The sequence below is a fragment of the Metabacillus idriensis genome (assembly GCF_009674765.1).
GTDB classification, from domain to species: domain Bacteria; phylum Bacillota; class Bacilli; order Bacillales; family Bacillaceae; genus Bacillus_P; species Bacillus_P idriensis.
The window spans coordinates 1-25,082 of the sequence record NZ_WKKF01000003.1; the positions used below are offsets into that span (position 1 = coordinate 1).

Consider the following 25,082-nt stretch of genomic DNA (forward strand, 5'->3'; position numbering starts at 1 on the left):
CGACTTGCATGTATTAGGCACGCCGCCAGCGTTCGTCCTGAGCCAGGATCAAACTCTCCGAAGAAAATTTGTGACTCGATTTGTTGCTGACTTAAAAATTTAAAACGTTTGGTACGCTTTTGGTTTTGTTTAGTTTTCAAAGATCATTTTCGCTCTTGAAGCGACCTTCTTAATATACCATTTCGCTAACTCAGTGTCAACATTTTTTTAAGAAGTTTTTTTAGTTGAAAGTCGCTGTCTGCGCCGTCATGATTGAACTTGCTTCAGCAGCGACGCTTATTAATATATCACCGTAAAAAACTAAAGTCAATACTTTTTTGTAACAGAATATCCGCGATGAAAAATTCTCTGTCCTTTCGTTTCAATCTTAACAACTTCAACGAAATTTTTATCTACAAGAAACTCTAATAACACACTTAAATCCACTGAATAATATTTAGCTTCCGGATGCCGGAGAAGCTCTGCATAATGCCACACTTCTTTTTCAGAAAGGATGCCAAGCAGATGTCCCGCTCCAATTTCTGATTTCGAGTGGATCAGGAAATCACTGGCCAAAAAGAGAAGCTCGAGCCTTTTTTCTAATGACTCTTCGCTTTCAACCAGCTCTTTATACAGCTTGTAAACCTGAGGTTCCATCTGTCTCACTTGATTCCAGACCGTAACCTCCGGATAAAATCCGTGATCAATCACTTCGAGTCTTGCCAGATGATGAAGGGCGTGCACGATATGATTGTATGCATCGAGGAACTGTTTTGACTCAAAAAACACCTTGCCTTCCAAGTATCTTCTAATAAGCTTGCCATACTCGAGGCCGATTTTTAATCTGCGCTCCGAGAAAGGAAACATTTTCAGACGGTCAACAAGCTGTCCTAGGTATTCATTTCTGTCAAATAGAACTTTTCCGTTTAAAATCCATTCTACAATGCGGCGGTTCGTACCAAGCAGGATCCATTGCTGAATCTGTTCATCAGTCACTATATTCAGTGAAGCTTTTTGATTGTCAAATTCATAATGCTTAATATAAACAGGCTGCTTTGCTTCTTTTACAATCACAAGCAGCGCGACATCCAAGTTATCTGTAAGCGGTGATGTTTGGTTTCTCTTTTCAATCATGACGATTGCTAATGTGTCTGGATGACTTGCTCTCTCTTGATAAATAGGACGGAGAAGATTTTCCATTGTGATTCCCCCATTTAATTTATGTATATATATCAGAATTCTACATAGGAGATAAAATCCCTTTCAAATACAGCACTTCAAAATTATAAGTGAATGCTGAGAGAGAATCTATTATTTTCTGAGATTTCCTGTCGTTTTTATTTAAAGGACCATTGGATCTTTTCTGCGAAATCCCTTACATTTATGCTATATTGGTATTTGGGAGGTTGGAATAATGGCAGCGAAATATTCTAGCAAGATTAATAAAATCCGCACGTTTGCATTGAGTTTAGTCTTTATTGGATTTTTTATTATGTATATTGGTATCTTCTTCAGAACTTCTCCGATTGTTATGACGATATTCATGATGCTCGGGTTATTATCTATAGTAGGAAGCACGGTGGTTTACTTCTGGATCGGCATGCTCTCAACTAAAGCTGTTCAAGTAACATGCCCTTCATGCGGCAAAACAACAAAGATTCTCGGCAGAGTTGATATGTGTATGTACTGCAATGAACCGCTGACTCTGGATCCAAATCTCGAAGGCAAAGACTTTGATGAAAAGTACAATCGGAAAACAGTAGAATAAATAAGCGGAGTGCAGCCTGTGCACCCCGCTTATTTTTTTAGACAAAAAAGACTGAATGCTTATAAAGACATTCAGTCTGATCAATGCGTTTCTTTCTTCTCGCAGCTGCCGCACACTCCGTAGATTTCCATGCGGTGATGACTTACATTAAAACCTGTCACGTGTGAAGCAAGATGTTCTACCTCATCTAGTCCCGGATAATGAAAATCTACAATCTTTCCGCATTTTTCACAAATAACATGGTAATGCTCCGTTGTGACAAAATCAAATCTGCTCGAAGCATCTCCATACGTCAGTTCTTTTACAAGGCCTACCTCGCGAAAAACACGCAAATTGTTATAGACCGTTGCAACGCTCATATTTGGAAATTTGCTTTCCAGGGATTTATAAATATCATCAGCTGTAGGGTGAGTCATAGATTGAATAAGGTATTCTAAAATGGCATGACGCTGCGGAGTAATGCGCACTCCAGTCTGCTTCAGCGTGTCAAGTGCTTCTTTTAACTGATGTTCAGACATCCGCTATGCACCTCTTTCCTGAAAAACATTCTTACTTTATAATATTTATAAATAGTGTACATCGTGACCGGGACTTTTGTCAATTACGGTTAGACAGCCTTCTATTTATTTTAAGCCTCAATATCCCTGTTTTAGATCGATTGTGTTTTCCATGGATGAATAATCTCCATTTATATATAACGCCAAGTTTCTCTTAAAGATATCCATCGCTCTTGGCAGATAGTTCTCAGTTATGCCCGACAAATGCGGTGTTACTGTGACATTCTTCATGCTCCAGAATGAATGATTTTCTCTCAATGGCTCCTCTTCAAACACATCAAGCACTGCATGCTTTATCTTTCCCTCATGTAAAACTTTTACTAAATCCGCTTCGCGTACAGCATCTCCGCGTCCGATATTAATAAATATGCCTTCTGGTTGCATCCAGCTGAATGCTTTATAATCCAGCAGCCCTTTTGTTTCTTTTGTACTAGGGAGAACAGAAACAACAAAGTCTGCTTTTCTCATTCCTGCTTCTAAACCATTGTATGTATGGATTCCATCAAAATATTCAACGGTTCTGCCGGATCTGTTCATACCTTCTGTTTTCATCCCGAAAGCTTTAGCGAGTCTTGCAATTTCAGTTCCGATGGCACCCGCTCCTAATATAAAGATCGTTTTCCCATGAAGTTCGTGCATTTTGACTCTGCGGTCCCATTTTCTCTCCTGCTGATTCTCATGCAGCTGCTGTGACTCTCTTGAAATTTGCAACATCATTGAAATTGTATATTCCGCCATTGGAATCTTATGCACTCCTTTAGAGTTGGTGACCAGTATATTTTGTTGATTTATGTCAGCTGTCAGATCTTCCCCGTATGTCAAAATTACTTCAGCTTCTTTTACTTCATTAAGGACATCATTTATCCTGTTGTCAAAATTAAAATCCAAATCAGGAAACTCATTTACTAATTCTTCCTTTAAATAACCGGGCAGCTTTACTGTTGATAAAATCTTCAAAACCAATTTCCCCTTTTTCCTTTTATTTTACCAAAAATAAGAAAAGCGCAAGCGCCCGTTTAGCGCAGGCATGACAAATAAGGATCCGACAGAAAAGGCGCTTTTTGCCAATACTTTCGGAGCCGTTCTGGCCGAGGAGTTGGGCGATGGATTTAGACATCGAAGCGCAAAATTTTATTCTTTCTTAAATATTAAAAAGAGTGCAGGAACTATGGTTCCTGCACTTAATTGCGCTAACGAATGAGGAGGTTATGCCTTCTTTACAACATACTCCGGGTTATGATTTTTGTCTGGACGTTTGACTCAGTTCCTTAAAAAAAGGCCATTTATGAAATATTTTCTTTCAAATATTGAAGTGCTTCTTCAACATGGCCTTTCACTTTTACTTTACGCCACTCTTTAACAAGCTCGCCGTCCTTATTGATAAGGAAAGTTGAACGTTCAATCCCCATATATTCTTTGCCGAAGTTTTTCTTCAGCTTCCATACTCCGTATTTTTCAGCAGCTTCGTGATCTTCGTCAACCAATAAAAGAAAAGGAAGATCGTACTTGGCTTTGAATTTTTCATGTTTGCTCTGTGCATCAGTACTGACTCCAAGGATGACAGCATCAAGCTCCTCAAAGCTTTTGTGCTGATCTCTGAAATCACATGCTTGCGTTGTGCAGCCCGGAGTCATATCTTTTGGATAAAAATAAAGAATGACATGATTACCTTTAAACTCTGAAAGCTTCACTTTTTCCCCGTTATCAGCTGTCAGTTCAAAATCTGGTGCTGTTTGTCCGATTTGAGTTGTCACGATATCAGCCTCCGCAAAAATTGGTTTAGTTTAAGACTACCCAATTCCTAAGAATGATACAACTTATAACCCTTTATCAAGCCCCCATACTGTTCTTGCAACAAATACAGCAGGCAGTACATATCCTATAAGCGCTTCAAGTACGGCAAGCAGTCTGCCAAAACCAATCGGAATGACGTCCCCATACCCTAAAGAAAATAGAGTAACGGCGCTGAAATACAGGCAAGTATGCAAACGTTCAAGATAGCTTCCTTCCATAATAACCCCATTATCAACAAGAACCTCAAACCCGCCGGAGTCCAAAATCAAGAAAATCATACTGAATCCAATCAAAATGGAAAGATATAAGAAGATGACAATTAACAGGGTATCTATAGAAAGAAAATTTCGTTCTTTAAATGTGCGGATGAAAATGTTAAAGCTCATCAGTAAACAAAGCGATACAGCTAAAGCAAATAACCCTCCCATATATGTGCACCCCATGTCCAAAACACGTAATGGTACAATATATACAAGAAGGTTTTTATTATTCGGCCTGTCTTAAAATTTAGCTCTTTTCGTTAATATTGTTGCTATTAGACTAAATGTTAAAAACCCTAAGTGGATTGCAGCGGAAGGAACTTGACTCCTGCGGGATATAGAGCAAATTGGGAGACCCCACAGGCAACGCCGAGGAGGCTCCCATGCTCCCCGCGGAAAGCAAGTTCCTCTCGCTGCAAGGAACGGACAACATTTATCATCAAAACAACAATCCATGCGAAAACAGCCTAAAATTTCTCACCGCATCTATTTTCTTATAAGCTGGACTGCGAGTAAAAGACTGAACGAAAGCAGCACCAGCGCTCCCGCCCAAAGCCAGGCCATCGTCATATCTCCTGAATCAATTGCTACATAGATAGCCGTTGCAGCCGTCTGCGTCTGTCCCGGAATATTACCGGCAAACATCAGGCTTGCCCCAAACTCACCGAGGGCTCTTGTAAACGAAAGAACAGCCCCCGTGACAAGTGACGGCATTGCCAGCGGAATCGAAACATACCTCAAAACCTGCCGATCATCAGCCCCGTCCACCCTTGAAGCATCCTCGATTTCACGATCAATTATTTGAAACCCAAGCTTTGCAGCCTGATACATAAGCGGAAAAGAAACAACGCATGCGGCAATAACGGCTGCCCACCAAGTAAAAATGACTGGAAAGCCTGAAATGCTTTCAATAAAGTGACCGACCGGGCTGTTCATGCCAAAAATCACAATCAGCAGAAATCCAACAACTGTAGGCGGAAGGACAAGCGGCAGCATGAGAAACGTCTCAATCACCGTTTTCCCTCTAAAAGAGGTATTTGCCATGATCCTCCCAATGAACGTTCCGCTTATTATGACGATTAGACTCGAGATAACCGCAACCTGAAGGGACAGCGCAATAGGCTGACTGAATTCACTCCACATCACGGTCACCTTTATAAAGCACCTCAAACCCCTGCTGTTCAAATACTTCTAACGATTGTTCTTGCTGCAGAAAGTGAAAGAAAGCTTCTGCTTCATTTTCGTGTTCTGTTTCATTCAAAACGCCGGCTGGATAAATAATGCTTTCATAATTGGCCGGTTCTACAGGGGTCAGATTCACTTTTTTTGAAGTCATGGCATCTGTCTTATATACAATCCCTGCATGTACATTGCCTGTTTCAACATAGGAGAGAACTTGTCGCACATCTTTAGCAAATACCATTCGTTTTTTATTACTTTCCCACAAGTCATCATGCACAAGAGCTTCCTTTGCATATTTGCCGGCAGGAACTGTTTCCGGTGTGCCTATTGCTAATTTTCCAAAGTCTTCAGAAGCAAGATCCTCCATCTTTAATGATTCATTCTCTTTATTTGTAATAAGCACTAAGCTATTGCCTAAATAATCCATTTGCAGAGATTGGTTGATCAGCCCTTTTTTATTAAGCTGTTCAAAAAGATCTTTTGAAGCGGAGAAAAAGACATCTACTGGAGCCCCCTGTTCAATTTGACGCTGCAGAGCGCCAGTTGAACTGAAGTTATAGCGCACTTCAATAGAAGGGTTCTCTTCTTCAAATTGTTTTTTTATTTCATTCAATGAATCTTTTAAACTCACTGCAGCCGAAACGAGCAAAACGGTTTTCTTTTCAGAGCCGTCCTCCCGAGGGACGCATGATGTTAAGACAACTATACTAATAAGAAGAATCAGGTATTTTTTCAGCACTGGTCAGCGTCCATCCTTTACTTACAGAATCATCATTTTCATTCTATTATACTAAATGAATGCGCAAAAGTTTTTCATCCATTTTAAACATGCTAAAATAGACTTTAGAACTTTTTTTCAGGAGGAAGACATGAAATTCACTAAATCTGAAGAGCTTCATGAAGAAGCGTTACAGCATATTGTCGGAGGGGTTAACAGCCCTTCCCGTTCTTATAAAGCAGTCGGCGGCGGATCTCCAGTCGTAATGGAACGTGCAAAAGGAGCTTATTTTTGGGATGTTGACGGCAATAAATACATTGATTACCTCGCAGCATACGGCCCGATCATTACCGGACATGCTCATCCGCACATTACAAAGGCCATTCAAAAAGCGGCAGAAGATGGCGTACTTTACGGCACTCCGACTCCACATGAGGTGAAGTTCGCGAAAATGCTGAAACAGGCTATGCCAGGAATGGACAAAGTCCGGTTTGTTAACTCGGGAACGGAAGCCGTCATGACAACAATTCGTGTTGCACGGGCTTATACAGGCCGGGACAAAATCATTAAATTTGCAGGATGCTATCACGGTCACTCTGATCTTGTGCTTGTTGCGGCAGGCTCCGGACCTTCCACTCTAGGCACACCTGATTCTGCAGGGGTGCCAAAAAGCATTGCAAAAGAAGTGATCACGGTTCCTTTTAATGATATTGAACCTTTTAAAGAAGCACTTGAGAAATGGGGAGATGAGATTGCAGCTGTTCTGGTTGAACCAATCGTAGGAAACTTCGGGATTGTTGAACCTTATCCAGGCTTTCTAGAAGCAGTTAACGAGCTTACTCATAATGCCGGAGCTCTCGTCATTTATGATGAAGTCATCACTGCCTTCCGCTTTATGTACGGAGGAGCACAGGACATGCTTGCTGTCACACCTGACTTGACTGCCCTCGGCAAAATCATTGGCGGCGGTCTGCCAATCGGTGCATATGGCGGCAAAAAAGAGATCATGGAACAAGTTGCACCTCTTGGTCCTGCTTACCAAGCCGGAACAATGGCCGGCAATCCCGCTTCGATATTATCAGGCATTGCCTGTCTTGAAGTGCTGCAGGAAAAAGGTGTATATGAAAACCTTGATAAACTTGGACAAATGCTTGAAGAAGGCATTCAAAAACATGCTGAAACCTATCAAATTCCAATTACAATGAACCGCTTGAAGGGCGCTTTGACCATCTACTTTACGACAGAGAAGGTTGTCAATTACGAACAGGCAGAAAGAACCGATGGCGAAATGTTCGCCAAATTCTTCAAGCTGATGCTTCATGAAGGGATTAATCTTGCTCCATCCAAGTACGAGGCATGGTTCCTGACAACAGCTCATACAGAAGAAGATATCAAGGATACATTGCTTGCAGTCGAGCGTTCATTCAAGCAATTGCAAAATGTATAAATATACAATTTATTCAAACAGGGATTTTAGTCCCTGTTTTTTATATTATTTTAAAAATGTTGAAAACGCTTCCATTTAAGCGTTGTAAATGATTTTGAGAATATTTAAACTTTTCAAACTTGTATGCCCCTCCCAAAATCATGCATAAATAATTGAATTTTCTCAATCTAAATGATATGATAAGTATTACATTTCTGAAAATTTTGTTATTAAATCTCACAAGGCAATCTATAGTTTTTAAATGATAGATTCATATTTTATCGGGAGGTGAAGGCTATAAGCGGGAACACATCCCCCTTTCAAGCCGCTTTTATGAAAGAAAATTGGAGCCCAAGTAAGTTTAAGGAATATTACAACGCAGAGCATGACGCTTGCGGCATCGTATCAGTCATCGAAAAACGGAACGTGCCGACTAAAGAAAACATTGATTTATGTATAAATGCATTAATTACGATGAATCACCGAGCCGGGTTTATTAACGGCGAAGGAGACGGTGTCGGCATTCATATTGATATTCCAAGAGCTCTGTGGAAGCAGAAGCTTGCTGACGCAAAGGCTGATCAGCAATTAGCCGAACGAAACGATTTTATCGTCGGACACCTCTTTTTATCTAAAAATGAAAATCCTGATAAATTGAAGAAAGAAATTAGAAACCTACTATCCGAAAAGAATTTCGAGCTTGTTTTCGAAACAGACAAAGTTACAACATCATCTGCATTAGGACCCATCGCCCTGCAAGAAGAACCTCTCTTTTGGCAATTTGCCATGATTCCAGCTGGAAAACATGATTCTCTTAATAAGGATCTATTTGAGCTGACGATTCAGATTGAGAAAAACCTCAATGTTCATGTCGCATCACTCAGTCAGCATGCTGCTGTTTATAAAGTTATGGGTGCTGGAGATGTTCTTCCGAAGTTTTATCATGATCTTGCAGATCCGCTTGCAGCATCAACGATGACTCTGGGACATAACAGATATTCTACTAATACATTATCTACTTTTTTTCGTGTGCAGCCATTTAGCCTGTTAGGCCATAACGGTGAAATCAATACAATTGCAAAGCTTCGCGACGAAGCAAGAATGATGAATGTTCCGCTTACTGACGGCGGAAGTGATTCTCAAGACTTGAACAGAACGATTGAAACACTGGTAGCGAGAGACGGATACAGCCTGTTTGAAGCACTGGATGTTCTTTTCCCGCCAATTGTTAATGAAATCAAAGCATATCCTGATCACCTTCAGGACTTATACACATATATCCGTGAAGCTTGGGGCCATTTTGCTCAGGGTCCTGCAGGCATCATTTCGAGATTTGGAGATGAAGCAGTTTTCAGTGTAGATGCTCTTGGACTTCGACCGCTATGGAAGGTAGAATCAGAATCTTCCTATATATTTGCTTCTGAACCGGGAATCATTCCAACTTCTCTTTATGCCGGCGATCCTAAGCCGCTTGGACCTGGCGAAAAGCTTGGCCTTAAATGGAACAAGGATGATATTGAACTGTTTGAATACCCTTCTCTTCAGGAGGAAGTCTATAAAAGATTTTCAGACAGAACGGATATCGGCGGCTACCGCAAACGATTGGCTCATCCAGTCAGCAAAGGCAAATGTTCAGCATCTCCTATCTTCAAAGTTCACAATGGTCATTACGCTGCATTCGGCTGGGATCGCGAACATATTCAGCTGCTTGAACAAATGGCTGAAAAAGGAGCAGAGCCTATTCGCTCACTCGGTCATGATGGTCCGCTGGCGGCAATCCATCCAGACCGGAAAAACATTGCTGATTTCATTAAAGAAAGTGTAGCTGTTGTTACCAATCCGGCAATTGACCGCGACCGCGAGTCAGAGCATTTCTCCATTCGCTCAGTGATCGGGAAACGTCCTTCACTGACAGAGCAGCATGAAAAAACAGCAATGATTGAGCTGCCATCACCTTTATTGCTTGAAGGCAAGCTTGGCATAATGGCATCTGAACAGATTGATCAGCTTCCTTATGAAGAAGTCATCGATACATTTTCAAAGGAAAAACAGCTGCATGTTCTATCCGCTGTCTTCTCTGAGAGTGAAAGCCTGAAGAACGCTCTTGACCGTCTGAAGCTTGAAGCCATTCAAGCTGTAAAGGATGGCGCTGTGTTACTTGTGCTTGACGATCAGGAAGCCCACCAAAATGGAAAGCTGTGGATTGATCCGCACTTGATTACTTCTGTCATTGATCAGGCATTGGTTAAAGCAAGCCTGCGGAGAAACTGTTCAATCGTACTGCGCACAGGGGCCATCAGATCCCTGCATGACATTATGATTGCATACGGCCTTGGAGCAAACCTAATCAGTCCGTATATTCTTTTTGCAACTGTTGCGGAGGAAGAATCAGCAAAACCTGCTGTTAACTTATATGAATCATTAAACAAAGGACTTGAGAAGGTCATTTCTACAATCGGCATTCATGAGCTTAGAGGATACGGACGACTCTTCTCTGCTATCGGATTAAATGAAGAAATTGAGAAAGAGCTTAACATTGTAAACTTCTTAGGCTCCCGTTCTCTTAAATTTAACTTTGAAAGCCTGAAAGCAGATGCACTTGAACGCAGCCAGGACTTTGAAAATGAAAAAGCCCGCCCGAGCAAGACGTTCCACATCTTCCCGAGAATCTGGAAAGCAATTGGCGATGTGGCAAAAACGGGCAGCTATGACGGATATCGCGAAAAATTGACAGAGCAAGAAGAAAGCAATCCAATAACCATTCGTCATTTAACTGATTTAAAAACGGCTAAATCTGCCGTGCCAAAAGAAAAAGTAAATATCGGAGTCGGAGAGCACAGTCTTCCATTTGTGATCGCCTCCATGTCTTTCGGTTCACAAAATGAAGTAGCATTCCGTGCATACGCTGAAGCTGCTGAACAATTAAATATGGTGAGCCTAAATGGTGAAGGCGGAGAAATTAAAGATATGCTCGGCAAATATCCGCGCACACGCGGACAGCAAATCGCATCAGGAAGATTCGGAGTAAATGCAGAGCTGCTTAACTCTTCCAACCTGCTCGAAATTAAAATCGGCCAGGGAGCGAAGCCTGGTGAAGGCGGTCACTTGCCGGGTTCTAAAGTAACAGCGAAAATCGCCGAATCCAGAAATGCCACAATCGGCTCAGATCTCATCTCGCCGTCAAATAACCACGATATTTACTCGATTGAGGATTTGGCGCAAATGATTTCTGAACTGAAAACAGCTAATGATCAGGCAAAGGTTTCTGTTAAAGTCCCTGTTGTTCCCAACATCGGAACGATTGCAGTCGGAATTGCAAAAGCCGGAGCGGACATCATCACGCTGAGCGGGTTTGACGGCGGTACTGGTGCTGCCCGCATACATGCCCTTCAGCATGTTGGGCTGCCTGTTGAAATCGGTGTTAAAGCGGCACATAACGCATTGCTTGAAGCCGGACTGCGAGAAAAAGTAGAGCTTTGGGCAGACGGCGGAATAAAAAGTGCACTCGACGTGATGAAAGTCGTGCTGCTGGGAGCGAACCGCGTCGGGTTTGGAACATTATCGATGATTGCCATCGGCTGTACAACATGCCGCGGCTGTCATTTAGATACATGCCACGTGGGAATCGCCACTCAAATTGAATCAGAAGCACAGGCAAAAGAGCATGGCTTAAGACGCTTTGTTCCAAGAAAGTACGATCCGGCTGTGCAGGGCCTTGTTAATATGTTCAGCGCATTCGGTTCAGAACTGCAGGCCTTAACAGCCTCACTTGGATTTACAAATCTTCAGGATCTTGTCGGAAGATCTGACTTGCTTGAACAAACGAGAGGCAAAGAAGAAATGGATCTGTCACTCTTGCTTGAAACATTGGATATTCAGAATCTATCTCATAAAGAGGTTGCTGCAAGCTTAGAAAGCAAACGTCTAGCTGTTGCAGCGGGAGCTGAATATTTGGATTATGATGACAATGAACTGCATGATTCAAGAGAATTCCGAAGCGTCACTTCTGAACAGCGAATCCTGGGCAGCCGGGTTTCCTGTCACAGAGTGCGCGGCCGTCTTGATGGCTCGTACAAGAAACTGGATGATGTTGAGCTTTACTATAAAGAAGGTTCAATTCCAGGAAACGGTCTTGGCGCCTACAATTCAAGCGGCATTCATATCCGTGTTGAAGGCGGAGCACAGGACGGCACCGGAAAAACGTCATTTGGAGGAACCATTCAAGTATTCAAATCTAAAGGAACTGACGGCAAGTACTACAACGGTTCTGTTGGCAAAGGATTCGGGTACGGCGCGCAAAGCGGTCTGCTGTTAGTACAGGGAAATGCAGATGCACGCGCTGGAATTCGCCTCTCAGGAGCTGATATGATTATCGGCGGCAAGATTGATAAGCCAATTCCTGCAAATGAGTTGGGCAATATTGGTGTAAACGCCAATATTAAAGGATTCGCGTTTGAATACATGACGAACGGCAGAGGGCTCGTCCTTGGAGATCCAGGTCCATGGATCTGCGCAGGGATGACCGGCGGGGTTGTGTATATCAGACATCAGCCTGAGCTTGGATTAACGAAGCAGGCTTTAGAACGCCGAATTGCAAAAGGCGCTAAAATTGAAATTTCACCATTAAATTCAAAAGGCCAGAGTGATGTATCAGAATTGCTTACAACATACATCGAGGCCCTAGAGCGACATGGTCAGAATGATGAAGCTGAAGAATTGAAACCTCTTTTGCAGGATTTAACAAATAACTTTATTCAGCTGGTCCCTGTTAAAGAGCAGGCAGATCCGTCTGTTTCAACTGAATAATTTCTCCTTCCAAATAACACCTGCCTGTCAGGTGTTATTTTTTTTACTAAAACGGGAAAAAGTAACTTGAATAATTTGTTTAAAAGTTGTATAGTCATTAATTGTTTAACAAGAAGGCTTTTCTGCAAAGATTGTTCTTTTTCCGGCAATTCGTGTAAAATAGCCAACAACAATCAGTAAAGAAGGGAATGTCCATACACACCCCATGAAACTTGGTGCCCGCATTATAAAAACGGGGATAGCCATTACGCTGGCTCTATACTTGGCCACGTTATTAAAAATACCGTCTCCCGCGTTTGCAGGTATCGCAGCTATTTTTGCGATCCAGCCAACCATTTATCGCTCTTATTTATCCGTCATTGAGCAAGTACAGGCAAATATCATCGGAGCAGCCTTTGCCATTCTGTTCGGGCTGATCTTTGGTCCCCATCCGTTTGTTATCGGTCTAACCGTCATTATTGTCATTGCGATTAACTTAAAAATAAAAATCGAAAACACGATTCCTGTTTCCATTGTTACAGTTATTGCAATTCTGGAAAGCCCCGGGGAAGATTTCATCGAATTTTCTCTGATCCGTTTTGGAACGGTTCTGCTGGGGGTTTTATCGGCATTCATAGTTAACTTAATTTTTATCCCGCCAAAGTATGAAACTAAGCTCTACTACAGAATTGTAGATAATACGGAGGAAATCATTAAATGGATCCGCATTAACATGAGGCAGGTTTCCGAATACAGCGAGCTGAAAACAGACATCGAAAAAATAAAAGATAAAATGATTAAACTTGATCAGCTTTACTTGCTGTACAAGGAAGAACGCGCTTATTTCAAACGAAATATCTATGCAAAATCCCGCAAACTCGTTTTGTTCAGACAAATGCTTGTTACAACAAATCGTTCCTTGGATACTCTGAAAAAGCTCCACAGGCTGGAAAATGAATTGCATCACGTTCCAGAAGATTTTAAAGAGATACTTGCAAACGAGCTCGACTATTTGATCGATTTTCATGAAAGAAGCCTTCTGAAATTCATTGGCAAAATTAAACCTCAGTCAACAACAGATCTTATTAAAGAAGGCCAGTTTAACAAGCAGGAGCTCGTCGATACTTTCATGAAATTTAAAGGCAGCTGCATTGATCAGGAGTGCTTCTATCACCTGCTGCCTCTTATCGCTGTCATTATTGACTACAGCGAGCAGCTCGAGCATTTGGACACTCTAATAAACAGCTTCCATAATTATCATAAAGAAGAAAATGAACTGCAAATTAATGAACTGGAAGAGAGCAGCTGATTTTCACTCAAAATAAAAGAGAGGACTAACCGATGATGGTTAGTCCTTTTCTCTATCTCTTTATTTTTCAGAAGGGCTGGCGATTTTTTTGCTGTGTGTATGAGGACTGACCAAGTTTGACACCCTTGATCGCGGAAAATCAAATGTTTAGGTAGTCATTGAGACCTATTCAGCCTTCTCTAACTCACTCTCTGTCACCCATTTATGATTTTTCACTTTTTCCCCGCCGCCTTCAGGTGTGTAATCAACCATGTATACGGTTGTTTTTTCGGCAGAATCAATGACAGCTTCCGCACCTTCCATGCCTTCCATATGGCTCGCCTCAACAGTTACTTCATCTCCTGCTTTAAACGGTTCTTCAGGAGCAGCTTTGATTTCTTCATGAATGATCCATTTGTGATTCTCAACAGGCTCACCCCCGCCTTCAGGAGTATAAGAGATGGAATATACAGTTGTACTATATGCACCCGAAATTGTTGCTTCTGCCCCGTTCATGCCTTCCATATGATCTGTCGTGATGATTGCTTTGCTTCCAACTTCATAAGCAGGATTCAGAGCCTCTTTTAACCCTTCAGGCACTTCTCCAGAGCTCGAGTGATTCATACTGCCATGATCCATGTGCTCCGAATCTTCTTTTTTCTCTCCCTGATCACCGTCACTGTTTCCGCAAGCACCAAGAGACAATGAAACAGCCGCAACAAGCGATAAAATCATTTTCTTCTTCAACATATCAAACCATCCTCCCATAAGCTTTGACCCAATAATACAAAAGAATTGTGCAGAATTTGTGCAACACCGAAAAGCGGAACCGACTGGTCAGACCCGACAGACAGATAAGAAATCACCCGAAAAGTCCGGGTTTGACTTTTTGGGGGATTTTGTTCTGGCCGAGGGGCTAGGAGGTGGAGCTAGACACCACGAAAAGCGGAACCGACTGTTCAGCTCCGACAGGCAGATAAGGATCAGCCCGTGAAGGCGCTTTTTGCCTTTGCTGGATGAGCCGTTCTGACCGAGGAGTTGGGCGATGGAGCTAGACACACCGAAAAGCGGAACCGACTGTTCAGACCCGACAGGCAGATAAGGATCAGCCCGTGAAGGCGCTTTTTGCCTTTGCTGGATGAGCCGTTCTGACCGAGGAGTTGGGCGATGAAGCTAGACACCACGAAAAGCGGAACCGACTGTTCAGCTCCGACAGGCAGATAAGAAATCACCCGAAAAGTCCGGGTTTGACTTTTTAGGAGAATTTGTTCTGGCTGAAGGACTAAGAGATGGAATACAAAAAGTCCAAATCCCACAGGATCTGGACTCTTCATGTATATTCCTTTATCAATGCTTCCCTTTAGGATCAAGTGCATCCCGAAGTCCGTCACCCATTAAGTTAAACCCAAGAACGGTCAGCATAATGGCAAGGCCGGGGAAAAACAGGGTCCAAGGGGCCTGAACCAGATATTGCTTGGAATCGGCAAGCATTTTTCCCCATTCCGGATTTGGAGCCTGAGCGCCAAGTCCAAGGAATCCAAGAGCAGCTGCTTCTATTATGGCAGTAGCAATCGCCAGAGAAGCTTGTACAATAATCGGCGAAAGACTATTTGGCAGCACATGAACAAGCAGAATTCTCGTATCACTTGTTCCTACTGCTTTTGCTGCGTGTATGTACTCTTCTTCTTTTACACTCAGCACTTTCGCTCTGATCAGTCTGCCGAAGTTTGGAATGTTAATGACAGCAATGGCAATCAGTGCATTCTGCAGGGAAGGTCCTAAAATAGCAACGATCGCTATAGCAAGCAGGATGCTCGGAAAGGCAAGCATAATATCAAAAATTCTAGAGATGATCGTATCAATGACTTTTCCATAATAACCTGCCATAATACCAAGCAGTGTTCCGACTATTGCTGATCCAAGAACCGAGAAAAAGCCGACCCACAGTGAAATCCTGGCACCAAACAGGACTCTTGAAAAAATATCACGCCCAAAGTCGTCCGTTCCAAACCAATGCTCTGATGAAGGAGGAAGCAGTCTCTTTGAGAGCTCCTGCTCATCAATGCCTTGAGGGGCAATCAGAGGTGCAGCGATTGCAATAACAATAAAGAAAAGGACGAGAAAGCTTCCTGCGATAGCTAATTTATTTTGTAAAAAGACGCGCAGCTTCTGCTGAAAAGGTGTGACAACCTTCTCCTGTTTTATAATGGCAGTCTGCTGCTCCTGCAGCGATGGTAGTGACATAGCAGTCTCCCCCTTTTCTAATATTTAATCCTTGGATCAATGGCAGCATATAACAGATCCACAATCAGATTAATAAAGACAAATATTGTAGCGATAATTAATATTCCGGATTGAATAACTGGATAATCACGATAGCTGATGGCATCAAAAATATACCTTCCCATCCCCGGCCAGCCGAAAATGGTTTCCGTCAAAATAGCTCCGCCTAACAATAATCCTGTTTGAAGTCCAATAATCGTTAAGATTGGAATAATGGCATTTTTTAAAGCATGCTTATAGACAACCCAGAACATGTGAAGACCTTTAGCACGGGCTGTCCGGATAAAATCCGACTCCATGGCTTCGATCATGGTTGAGCGGGTAATCCTTGCAATGATCGCCATTGGAATCGTCGCGAGCGCAATTCCCGGCAGAAGAATATGCTTGAGAACTTCTATAAATTGATCAAATCTGCCCTGCAAAAGAGTATCGAGCAAATAAAGATTTGTGATTGAATCAACAGGATTTCGAATTTCCTCCCGGCCAGTCGTTGGAAGCCAGCCAAGCTGGATGGAGAAGACATATTGCTCCATCAATCCAAGCCAGAAAATCGGCATCGACACTCCAATCAATGCGATAACCATTGCCGTATAATCAAACCACGAATTTCGGAACCAGGCACTGATGATTCCTGCATTGATTCCAACCACGATGGCAATCATCATGGCGAAAATCGTCAGTTCCATTGTTGCAGCCAAATAAGGAGTCATCTCCTGGCTGATTTGGGCTCCTGTTCGGATAGACTGGCCAAGATCACCCGTCAGCAGTCCTCCGACATAATCAAAATATTGTATGTACCAAGGCTGATCGAGACCAAGCTGCTGCGTTAATTTTTCAATCGCTTCCTGTGTAGCACGCTGCCCGAGAATGACCTGTGCCGGGTTGCCCGGAATGGCTCGGATAATAGAAAAAACGACCAGTGTCATCCCAATTAAAACCGGTATGAGCAATCCAATTCTTCTTACTGTGTATGAAACCATCGTCTCACCTCGCTTTTATTTCTGAAGGCTGTTTTCGCATAGATTGTTGTATTGTGTATTCGTATTGTTCAAATATAGAAGTCCTGTCGTGCAATAAGTTTACGAAAAGAGCCTTTCTGAAAAAAGGAGGAGGACAAGTCCTCCTCCTTCTAGATTACTTAAATTCAACCTTTGTTAAAATGTCAGATCCAGTTGGATGCGGCATGAAGCCTGTAATACTGCTGCTTCCAGCAAGGATTGGCGTTGAGTGAGCAAGCGGGATCCATGGTGCATCTTCTTTAATGATTTCCTGCGCTTTTTTATAGAGCTCATTTCGTTTTTCCTGATCCGCATTTGATTGTGCTTCAATCAGGATGTCATGTAATTCATCATTGCTGTAGTACGTGTAGTTATTGCTGCCGATGCTGTCTTTATCTAATAGAGTATAAATGAAGTTATCTGCATCTCCATTATCACCAGTCCAGCCGAGCATAAAGGAATCTGCTTCCCCTTTGCTTGCTTTGTCTAAATAAGTTGCCCAATCATAAGTTTTGATTTCGGCTTCAACACCGATTTTTGCAAAGCTTGATTTAAGAACTTCAGCCACTTTCATACCTTCTGGCATATATGGACGCGGTACAGGCATTGCCCAAAGCTCCATTTTAAAGCCATCAGGATGACCAGCTTCAGCAAGAAGCGCTTTCGCTTTTTCTAAATCATATGGGTATGGCTCGATATCATCGTTATAGCCTTCTAATGAAGGAGGCATTGGATTCTTCGCTGGCTCAGCAAGTCCGCCATAGAAAGAATCAATGATCGCCTGTTTGTCTACTGCATGGTTCAATGCTTGACGCACAAGTTTGTTATCAAGAGGCTTACGGTTTGTTGTTAATCCAACATATCCTACGTTCATGGACGGACGCTCAAACGTTTGTAAGTCTTTATTGCTTGTAATAGATTCAGTATCAGATGGATTCACTCCATCCATTAGATCAATTTCACCCGTCTGCAATGCGTTTAAACGAGCTGAGTTTTCCGGAATTGATTTAAAGATAACCTGATTTAATTTCGGATATCCTTTCATCCAGTAGTCTTCATTTTTCTCAAGAACGATTCTGTCGTTTGGCTTCCACTCTACAAATTTAAATGGACCTGTTCCAACAGGATTTTCTCTGAATTTTTCTCCGTGCTTTTCAATAGCAGCAGGACTTGCAATTCCAAATGGTGACATCGCAAGGTTCTTTAAGAACGGAGCTTGAGGACGTTTAAGTGTGAAGACAACTTTATTGTCCCCGTCTGCTTTTACTTCTTTAATGACGTGGCCTTCATCTTTTTTGAATCCGCCAAACATTGTATAGTAAGGGAATTTATCGGCATCTCCATTCATCCAGCGCTCGAAGTTGAATACAACAGCTTCAGCGTTGAAGTCTGTGCCGTCATGGAATTTAACGCCTTCTCTTAAAGTAAGAGTATACGTCAGGTTATCATCAGAAACTTCCCATTTTGTTGCAAGACCTTCCTGAACAGTTGTATCCTGCTCGCCGTAATTCAATAGTGTTTCAAATACGTTGACCGTTACTTTAAATGCTTCTCCCTCTGTCGTTGTAATTGGATCAAGTGATGTTGAATCACCGCCGCGTCCAAAAACCAGGCTGTCCTGTTTCTTTTCGCTTCCGCCTTCTGATTTGCCATCTGATGAGGTTTCATTTGAACTGCATCCCATCAATGCCGCTGATAACAGCAGCACAAACATAATTGAGACCAACAGGCTTTTCTTTTTCACGTATACATCCCCCTATTTCCTATTTCAATCTATCAATCACATCTGTGCCATTATTGATATAAATGGCACGCGACATAATGACCTTCTTTTACTTCAGTCCATTCTGGCTTTTTCACTTTACATGGTTCAAAACAAGCAGGACATCTTGTATGAAAAGCACATCCTTTAGGCGGATCAGACGGACTCGGAAGATCGCCTTTTAAAACAATCTGTTCTTTAACTGCCTCAGGATCCGGCAGAGGCACGGCTGAGAGCAGCGCTTTTGTATAAGGATGCAATGGTTCAGCATACACCCTCTCGCTGTCTGCAAGCTCTACTAAACTTCCCAAATACATCACTCCAAGCCTGTCGCTGATGTGGCGAACGACTCCGAGGTCATGGGAAATGAAAATATACGTTAATGAAAATTCCTTTTGCAGGTCTTTTAATAGATTCAGAATTTGAGATTGAATGGAAACATCAAGAGCAGAAACGGGTTCATCTGCAATAATCAGCTTCGGATTCGTCATCAGTGCTCTTGCAATCCCAATTCTTTGGCGCTGTCCTCCGCTGAACTGATGGGGATACCTTTTGCCGTATGCTTCATCAAGACCGACAATTTTCAGCATCGTTTTTACTTTTTGCCTGCGCTGTTCCTTGTTTCCTATTTTATGTACAATAAGCGGCTCTTCAAGAATGCGCTCAACCGTCATTCTCGGATTCAGCGATGCATAAGGGTCCTGAAAGACCATCTGCAGCTCCCGCCTCATCTTTCTCATCTCTTTTGGAGACTTGGTGAGCAGCTGTTCTTCCTGAAAAGAAACCGAACCTTCTGTAGCCTCAATCAGTTTCAGCAGAAGCCGTCCCATAGTTGACTTCCCGCAGCCGGATTCACCGACGATTCCAAGTGTTTCTCCTTCATATACTTCAAAAGACAAATCATTGACTGCCTTGACCGCACCGACTTTTCTGCCAAACACGCCGCCATTAATCGGAAAATGCTTTGACAGCTTATCCACTTTAAGCAAAGGCTTCGTCATGCTGAATTGCCTCCTCTCGTGCCAGAAAGCATCTTGATTGATGGGAATTCTCTAACTTGTACAGCGGAGGTGCATCATTCAGACACTCAGCCATTGCATATTCACAGCGGCCTGCAAACAGACATCCCTGCTGAACAGTGCCAGGACGCGGCACCTGCCCTGAAATGGAATATAATCTGTCATTTTTATTCCGGATATCCGGAACTGATTTCATAAGCCCTTTTGTGTAAGGATGCTTAGGATTTTTAAAAATTGTTTTGACCGTTCCCTCCTCCACGACTTGTCCTGCATACATGACCATGACGCGGTCGCACATTTCCGCTACTACTCCAAGATCATGTGTGATAAAGACAATGGACGTTTCAAGCTTTTGATTGAGGTCTTTCATTAATTTCAATATTTGTGCTTGAATCGTTACATCCAGTGCAGTTGTCGGCTCATCAGCAATCAGCACCTTAGGATCACAAATCATTGCCATCGCAATCATGACACGCTGCCTCATACCTCCTGAGAGCTGATGGGGATATTCCCCGTATAACTCCTCAGGTCTTGGCAGTCCTACAAGCTTCAGAATTTGAATGACCCGGTCCTTTGCCTGTTTTTTAGTTAAGTTCTGATGAACACGAAGTGACTCTTCAAGCTGGTTGCCTATTTTAAATAATGGATTGAGTGAAGTCATTGGCTCCTGAAAGACCATCGCAATTTCATTTCCGCGCATTTTTCGGAGTGATTTTTCATTCAGCTTCAGAAGATCCTTTCCTTGAAAAAGCACTTCTCCTGTAAGCTTTGATGTTTTCTTTGGCAATAACCCCATAATCGAAAGCGAAGTCACACTTTTTCCGCATCCCGATTCTCCTACGATTCCTAAAACTTCTCCCTTATGTACGTCAAAACGAATGGAGTCCACGACTCGCGTTTCTTCTTTGATTTGCATAAATGTGATGCTTAAATCTCTGATTTCTAATATTTTTTCCCGTGACAGACCGCTCACCCCCTGTTTGAGGATACTTTTCCAATCACCTTAAAAACATATGATGTCGGATCATCCTCTATGCTCTCTCTTGATATTTCTGTAAGATACTATTCAAAATACAAAAAAATTGGATATGTACAAATTATAGACTAAAAATTCTAAATATTAAAATAGTCCTTTGTACCTAAATAGTTTTATTGCATTACATTAATAAAGTGATTATGTTAATTAAACTCATGCCTTTTTAATCATAAAAAATAAGCAATCCAGAAAGGATTGCTTATTTTTACTTATTATGGAATTCTATTTGCCTAAAGAAGTGATTTTATTATGATAGAAAAATATGGTCTAATCTAATTGCTGAATTTGGAATAGAGAATAATAATGGCCTTGTTTCTCCATTAATTCTGCATGAGTTCCCTGTTCTGCAATTTTTCCGTTTTCTACGACAACAATTTTATCAGCATGGGTAATGGTTGAAAGACGATGAGCTACGATAAACGTCGTCCGGTCCATAGCAAGTTTCTCAAGCGCTTCCTGTATCAGGTGCTCACTTTCTAAATCAAGAGCTGACGTTGCTTCATCAAGAACAAGAATAGGCGGATTCTTTAAGAACACTCTTGCAATCGCAAGTCTTTGTTTTTGACCGCCGGAAAGTTTAACGCCGCGTTCACCGACTTTCGTATCATAGCCTTCAGGAAAGCCTAAAATGAAGTCATGCGCATTTGCTGCTCTTGCCGCTTCAAACACTTCTTCATCTGACGCTCCAGGCTTGCCGATCAGGATATTTTCTTTAACAGACTGGCTGAATAAAAATGTATCCTGCAGCACCATGCCAATTTGATCTCTCAGACTTTGAGCACGATAATCTCTAATATCTGTTCCATCAAGAAGAATGCGACCTTCAGAAACATCGTAGAAACGGGGAATTAAGCTGATGAAGGTCGATTTTCCGCCTCCGCTCATTCCTACTAAAGCAACCGTTTCCCCTCTGTTCACTTTTAACGAGACATGATCGAGGATCATCGGTTCTTTCTCCTCATATTTGAACGACACTTCTTCAAATTCAATTGTGCCATTTACCGCTTTTGCTTCAATGGCATTGGGTTTGTCCGTAATATCATACTTTTCATCAATCAATTCAAACACACGGTCCATCGATGCCAGGGCCTGAGTGAGAGTAGTTGATGAAGTAACTAGACGTCTGAGCGGATTATACAGCTGATCAATATAGGCAATAAATGCTACCATTGTCCCAACTGTCATGTTCCCATGAATAACCTGATAGGCTGCAAATGAAATAACAAGCAGCGGGGCAACATCCGTAATGGTATTCACAACGGCAAACGTCTTCGCATTCCAGCTTGTATGATCGAGCGCTTTCGTTAAAAAGTTATGATTTTCTTTATCAAATTCAGCCTGCTCATGATCTTCAATGGCAAAACTGCGGATGACAGGCATCCCCTGTACCCGCTCATGTAGATGTCCCTGAACCTGCGCCAATGCTTGAGAGCGGACCCTGGTCAGATGTCTCAGCTTACCGTAAAAGTATTTAACCGAAAAGCCGTAAAAAGGGAACAGAATAATGGAAACAAGTGTAAGCTTGATATCCATAGTAAACATAATGATCACTGCGATCACGATTGTAAAAATATCCAGCCACACGTTCATCAGACCGGTGATGACAAAGTTTTTCGTTTGTTCAACATCGTTAATGATCCTGGAGATAATTTCTCCCGCTCTTGTGTTTGCGTAGTAGCGGAGACTGAGCTTTTGCAGATGGGTAAACAGGCTGTCCCTTATATCATAAAGGATCTTGCTTCCTGTCCATTGTGCAAAATATTGACGGTAATATTCAATTGGCGGTCTGACGATAAGGAAGATGGCAAACATGATTCCCATGATTGTCAGCAGCTTTGCCGTTTTTTCATCTGCTGACATTTTTCCGCCTAATATATCATCGACTACATACTTAAGCAGCAGCGGTGTTAATAAAGGAATAGAGAATTTAATAATTCCGATAAGAATCGTTCCTGCAATTTGCAATCTATAAGGTTTGACGAATTTCATGTAACGCTTTACTGAACTCAAGGGCCTTGTCTCCCCCTTTCTTTTTCTATACTCTATTCGTAAACATTTTTGTTTTAATTAAACCGCGTTCTTTAAGTGCCACTGTTTCTTCAAATTCAAGGAAAAGAGCTCGACTGAGAACTTGACGCGTAAGGAATATCTATTTATACGAACACAGCTTTTTCTATTTTGTGCGGAGCGGAACATCTCATACGTTCCGCTGCTTCGCCTGAATCACTAACAAAAAAATCCCGGCTAAAGCGCCTTGGTTCAGATCCGACAGGCAGATAAGAATCCGACAGAAAAGTCCGGGTCCCGCCTTTTTTGTCGGATTCGTTCTGACGGAGGATCTAGGCGCTGGTGCTGGACCTGGACGTAGATAACATTATTTAATTATCCACAACCTTTTACATTTTATAATTTCCTAAACAAAGAATAAGCCTGTTTATCAAACAGGCTTTCAGGTTAAGCATCCCTGAATCTGCTATCTATGTGCTGTACTTCAGGAAGTGTGAACTGACAACAAATCATTTTACATGTGTTAAATAACGTTCATACCACTCATCGATAAATTCTGCGGAGAACGGTCCTTTTTTCTGTCTGATCCAGCGGAGCAGTTTTTCAAGGTTGCTCTTCAAAATCAAATCGATGACGTCAGGATAATTCATTTTTTTACGATGATATTCGTATTCATCTTCATCTAAGATGATATAGGTCATATCAGGAAAAATTTTAACATCAAGGTCATAATCTATGTATTTCAGCGCTTCATCGTCCCAAGCGAATGGCGAGCTTATGTTGCAATAATAATATATGCCGTCTTCCCGGATCATCCCTATTACGTTAAACCAGTACTTTGTATGAAAGTAACAAATCGCAGGTTCACGGGTAATCCATGTGCGGCCATCAGATTCTGTCACAACTGTACGGTCATTTCCGCCGATAATACAATGCTGACTAGCCTTTAAAACGGTTGTTTCATCCCAAATTCGGTGAATATGCCCATCATGTTTGTAACTATGAATTTGTATGTTATCTCCTTCCTTGGGAAATCCCATTTTACTCCCCTACTTTCCGTATCGCCGCTTTGCTGAAAGGGCAAAGATCTTCAATTATTTGTTTTTACTATTATACCGTTTGCAGGAAAAAAAAGAAAATAAAAGAGCCGCCCTGAGGTTTTGGCAGACTCTTAAGAAAACCTATTTATTTATGTAACCTCCACAGCCTGATATGAACGGATGACCTCTTCTGTCTGCTTTTCAAACACCTTCTGAATCATATGCAGCTCATCCTTCATAAGATGAATCTCAGACTCAATCTCCTTGCATTGTATTTCATCAGGAAGATTGTTCAGCTGCTCTTTTAACTCCTGGCATCTCTCAATTTCGGACTGCAGGCTCAGCAGCTTCTCCATCGTCTGGAGCTGATTGCCGACTAATTGATCAAATTCTTTCAATCTAATGACACCTCTTTCTTCCGTCCTGCTGATTTGTACACGTATTATTTCTTCTCTGCTAAAGATTTTCCTTTGACTTTATATGTTGAGGAATAAGAGGTTTTGTCGGATGTGTAAATCTAAGCTTACAGCACATTGAGATTCCTGATTTTGGTTTGTATCGATTAAAATGAGGGAAACGTCAAACAGTCTGAATTTTCCTAAAAATACTAAGGCGGTGCACGTTCATCTTGAATTCCCTTTTATTTTTTATCATCACTTTCATTTGGATCGCTGAATTCATCCTTTACCGCAACAGGGGATTCACAGAAGAAGAAACAAAAGAGAAGCGCTCTTACCCCTTTATCTTATTTGTTTTTTCTTCAACAATCGTAAGTGCGGTCTTAATGAAAGAATGGGGGATATTTTACTGGGAAAATACCTATATTCAATTAATAGGACTCATGCTTTACGCGCTTGGGGTTTTATTAAGATACTGGGGAATCGGCCACCTGCGTCAGCAATTTACACGGCATGTATCCGTCCGCATAAGCGACGAGCTTGTGAGCTCAGGCCCATACAGGCGGCTCAGACATCCGCTTTATACCGGGCTTTTGCTGATCATAATCGGGATTTGTCTTTCTCTGGGCAATCCTGTCCTTGCAATTGTTGGCGGAGCTGCAGGAGCATTCAGCATAATTCAAAGGATCCGAATTGAAGAAAGAATGCTCATTAAAGCATATGGAGAGGAATACAGGAGCTGGGCAAAAAAAAGATATCGGCTCTTTCCCCCTATTTATTAA

21 protein-coding genes and 1 rRNA gene are annotated in these 25,082 nt (G+C 42.0%); 5 read left to right on the top strand and 17 right to left on the bottom strand.

Going from position 1 to position 25,082, the window contains the following annotated elements; genetic code table 11:
- Positions 1 to 64, bottom strand: a 16S ribosomal RNA gene (locus GJU41_RS12995); the annotation flags it as partial.
- Between the two features lie 242 nt (positions 65 to 306).
- Positions 307 to 1,179: a nucleotidyltransferase-like protein gene (locus tag GJU41_RS13000; protein ID WP_070877018.1), complete on the bottom strand. Its 873-nt coding sequence runs from the start codon at positions 1,177 to 1,179 to the stop codon at positions 307 to 309.
- 214 nt (positions 1,180 to 1,393) lie between these two features.
- Between GJU41_RS13000 and GJU41_RS13005 the strand changes: the two genes are divergently transcribed.
- The gene (locus GJU41_RS13005) at positions 1,394 to 1,747 is read left to right on the top strand and encodes a YgzB family protein (RefSeq protein WP_070877017.1); all 354 of its coding nucleotides are present in this window, start codon (positions 1,394 to 1,396) and stop codon (positions 1,745 to 1,747) included.
- 80 nt (positions 1,748 to 1,827) lie between these two features.
- On the opposite strand, the gene perR is transcribed toward GJU41_RS13005, so the two are convergent.
- From perR to modA, 6 genes are all read right to left on the bottom strand, one after another.
- Positions 1,828 to 2,265 carry a peroxide-responsive transcriptional repressor PerR gene (perR, locus tag GJU41_RS13010; protein WP_070877016.1) on the bottom strand — a complete coding sequence of 146 codons (438 nt, stop codon included), beginning with the start codon at positions 2,263 to 2,265 and terminating at the stop codon, positions 1,828 to 1,830.
- Positions 2,266 to 2,382: 117 nt separating this feature from the next.
- Positions 2,383 to 3,261 carry a D-2-hydroxyacid dehydrogenase gene (locus GJU41_RS13015; protein ID WP_154318905.1) on the bottom strand — a complete coding sequence of 293 codons (879 nt, stop codon included), beginning with the start codon at positions 3,259 to 3,261 and terminating at the stop codon, positions 2,383 to 2,385.
- 326 nt (positions 3,262 to 3,587) lie between these two features.
- Positions 3,588 to 4,058 (bottom strand): thioredoxin-dependent thiol peroxidase, encoded by a 471-nt coding sequence (bcp, locus tag GJU41_RS13020; protein WP_070877015.1) that lies wholly within the window; start codon positions 4,056 to 4,058, stop codon positions 3,588 to 3,590.
- 63 nt (positions 4,059 to 4,121) lie between these two features.
- Positions 4,122 to 4,526: an ion channel gene (locus GJU41_RS13025; protein ID WP_070877014.1), complete on the bottom strand. Its 405-nt coding sequence runs from the start codon at positions 4,524 to 4,526 to the stop codon at positions 4,122 to 4,124.
- 318 nt (positions 4,527 to 4,844) lie between these two features.
- The gene (gene modB / locus GJU41_RS13030) at positions 4,845 to 5,501 is read right to left on the bottom strand and encodes a molybdate ABC transporter permease subunit (protein ID WP_154319014.1); all 657 of its coding nucleotides are present in this window, start codon (positions 5,499 to 5,501) and stop codon (positions 4,845 to 4,847) included.
- A complete protein-coding gene (gene modA / locus GJU41_RS13035; protein ID WP_154318907.1) occupies positions 5,491 to 6,279 on the bottom strand; it encodes a molybdate ABC transporter substrate-binding protein in 789 nt (262 codons plus the stop codon). The genes modB and modA overlap by 11 nt, the downstream gene beginning before the upstream one ends.
- A 130-nt stretch (positions 6,280 to 6,409) precedes the next feature.
- On the opposite strand from modA, the gene GJU41_RS13040 reads away from it, so the two are divergent.
- The 3 genes from GJU41_RS13040 (at position 6,410) to GJU41_RS13050 (ending at position 13,778) form a co-directional block, all read left to right on the top strand.
- Positions 6,410 to 7,705 (top strand): glutamate-1-semialdehyde 2,1-aminomutase, encoded by a 1,296-nt coding sequence (locus GJU41_RS13040; protein ID WP_070877012.1) that lies wholly within the window; start codon positions 6,410 to 6,412, stop codon positions 7,703 to 7,705.
- Positions 7,706 to 8,017: 312 nt separating this feature from the next.
- Positions 8,018 to 12,490 (top strand): glutamate synthase-related protein, encoded by a 4,473-nt coding sequence (locus GJU41_RS13045; protein ID WP_154318908.1) that lies wholly within the window; start codon positions 8,018 to 8,020, stop codon positions 12,488 to 12,490.
- A 205-nt stretch (positions 12,491 to 12,695) separates the two neighbouring features.
- A complete protein-coding gene (locus GJU41_RS13050) occupies positions 12,696 to 13,778 on the top strand; it encodes an aromatic acid exporter family protein (protein ID WP_070877010.1) in 1,083 nt (360 codons plus the stop codon).
- A 165-nt stretch (positions 13,779 to 13,943) separates the two neighbouring features.
- On the opposite strand, the gene GJU41_RS13055 is transcribed toward GJU41_RS13050, so the two are convergent.
- The 9 genes from GJU41_RS13055 to GJU41_RS13095 form a co-directional block, all read right to left on the bottom strand.
- Positions 13,944 to 14,507 (bottom strand): YdhK family protein, encoded by a 564-nt coding sequence (locus GJU41_RS13055; RefSeq protein WP_070877009.1) that lies wholly within the window; start codon positions 14,505 to 14,507, stop codon positions 13,944 to 13,946.
- Positions 14,508 to 15,104: 597 nt separating this feature from the next.
- Entirely contained in the window at positions 15,105 to 16,001 is an 897-nt protein-coding gene (locus GJU41_RS13060) for an ABC transporter permease (protein WP_070879737.1), read from the bottom strand.
- A gap of 17 nt (positions 16,002 to 16,018) precedes the next feature.
- Positions 16,019 to 17,020 carry an ABC transporter permease gene (locus GJU41_RS13065; RefSeq protein ID WP_070879736.1) on the bottom strand — a complete coding sequence of 334 codons (1,002 nt, stop codon included), beginning with the start codon at positions 17,018 to 17,020 and terminating at the stop codon, positions 16,019 to 16,021.
- A gap of 154 nt (positions 17,021 to 17,174) precedes the next feature.
- Positions 17,175 to 18,782 (bottom strand): ABC transporter substrate-binding protein, encoded by a 1,608-nt coding sequence (locus tag GJU41_RS13070; RefSeq protein WP_070879735.1) that lies wholly within the window; start codon positions 18,780 to 18,782, stop codon positions 17,175 to 17,177.
- A gap of 50 nt (positions 18,783 to 18,832) precedes the next feature.
- Positions 18,833 to 19,801, bottom strand: a complete 969-nt coding sequence (locus tag GJU41_RS13075) for an ABC transporter ATP-binding protein (RefSeq protein ID WP_070879734.1) — start codon at positions 19,799 to 19,801, stop codon at positions 18,833 to 18,835.
- Positions 19,782 to 20,783 (bottom strand): ABC transporter ATP-binding protein, encoded by a 1,002-nt coding sequence (locus GJU41_RS13080; protein WP_154319016.1) that lies wholly within the window; start codon positions 20,781 to 20,783, stop codon positions 19,782 to 19,784. The genes GJU41_RS13075 and GJU41_RS13080 overlap by 20 nt, the downstream gene beginning before the upstream one ends.
- A gap of 339 nt (positions 20,784 to 21,122) precedes the next feature.
- The gene (locus tag GJU41_RS13085) at positions 21,123 to 22,844 is read right to left on the bottom strand and encodes an ABC transporter ATP-binding protein (RefSeq protein ID WP_083328409.1); all 1,722 of its coding nucleotides are present in this window, start codon (positions 22,842 to 22,844) and stop codon (positions 21,123 to 21,125) included.
- A 527-nt stretch (positions 22,845 to 23,371) separates the two neighbouring features.
- On the bottom strand, positions 23,372 to 23,902 hold the full coding sequence (gene ntdP / locus GJU41_RS13090) for a nucleoside tri-diphosphate phosphatase (protein ID WP_070879732.1): 531 nt from the start codon (positions 23,900 to 23,902) through the stop codon (positions 23,372 to 23,374).
- Positions 23,903 to 24,051: 149 nt separating this feature from the next.
- Positions 24,052 to 24,300 carry a YgaB family protein gene (locus GJU41_RS13095; RefSeq protein WP_070879731.1) on the bottom strand — a complete coding sequence of 83 codons (249 nt, stop codon included), beginning with the start codon at positions 24,298 to 24,300 and terminating at the stop codon, positions 24,052 to 24,054.
- A gap of 230 nt (positions 24,301 to 24,530) precedes the next feature.
- Here GJU41_RS13095 and GJU41_RS13100 point away from each other — a divergent pair, with 230 nt between their 5' ends.
- Entirely contained in the window at positions 24,531 to 25,082 is a 552-nt protein-coding gene (locus tag GJU41_RS13100) for a methyltransferase family protein (RefSeq protein ID WP_070879730.1), read from the top strand.

Bases quoted from the DNA above. Each gene is read 5' to 3' on its own strand.
- GJU41_RS13045 (WP_154318908.1), top strand. From the start codon at position 8,018: ATGAAAGAAAATTGGAGCCCAAGTAAGTTTAAGGAATATTACAACGCA.
- GJU41_RS13060 (WP_070879737.1), bottom strand. From the start codon at position 16,001: ATGTCACTACCATCGCTGCAGGAGCAGCAGACTGCCATTATAAAACAG.
- GJU41_RS13000 (WP_070877018.1), bottom strand. From the start codon at position 1,179: ATGGAAAATCTTCTCCGTCCTATTTATCAAGAGAGAGCAAGTCATCCA.
- GJU41_RS13025 (WP_070877014.1), bottom strand. From the start codon at position 4,526: ATGGGAGGGTTATTTGCTTTAGCTGTATCGCTTTGTTTACTGATGAGC.
- GJU41_RS13005 (WP_070877017.1), top strand. From the start codon at position 1,394: ATGGCAGCGAAATATTCTAGCAAGATTAATAAAATCCGCACGTTTGCA.
- GJU41_RS13075 (WP_070879734.1), bottom strand. From the start codon at position 19,801: ATGACGAAGCCTTTGCTTAAAGTGGATAAGCTGTCAAAGCATTTTCCG.
- GJU41_RS13040 (WP_070877012.1), top strand. From the start codon at position 6,410: ATGAAATTCACTAAATCTGAAGAGCTTCATGAAGAAGCGTTACAGCAT.
- perR (WP_070877016.1), bottom strand. From the start codon at position 2,265: ATGTCTGAACATCAGTTAAAAGAAGCACTTGACACGCTGAAGCAGACT.
- GJU41_RS13055 (WP_070877009.1), bottom strand. From the start codon at position 14,507: ATGTTGAAGAAGAAAATGATTTTATCGCTTGTTGCGGCTGTTTCATTG.
- ntdP (WP_070879732.1), bottom strand. From the start codon at position 23,902: ATGGGATTTCCCAAGGAAGGAGATAACATACAAATTCATAGTTACAAA.
- GJU41_RS13085 (WP_083328409.1), bottom strand. From the start codon at position 22,844: ATGAAATTCGTCAAACCTTATAGATTGCAAATTGCAGGAACGATTCTT.
- modB (WP_154319014.1), bottom strand. From the start codon at position 5,501: ATGTGGAGTGAATTCAGTCAGCCTATTGCGCTGTCCCTTCAGGTTGCG.
- GJU41_RS13065 (WP_070879736.1), bottom strand. From the start codon at position 17,020: ATGGTTTCATACACAGTAAGAAGAATTGGATTGCTCATACCGGTTTTA.
- GJU41_RS13050 (WP_070877010.1), top strand. From the start codon at position 12,696: ATGAAACTTGGTGCCCGCATTATAAAAACGGGGATAGCCATTACGCTG.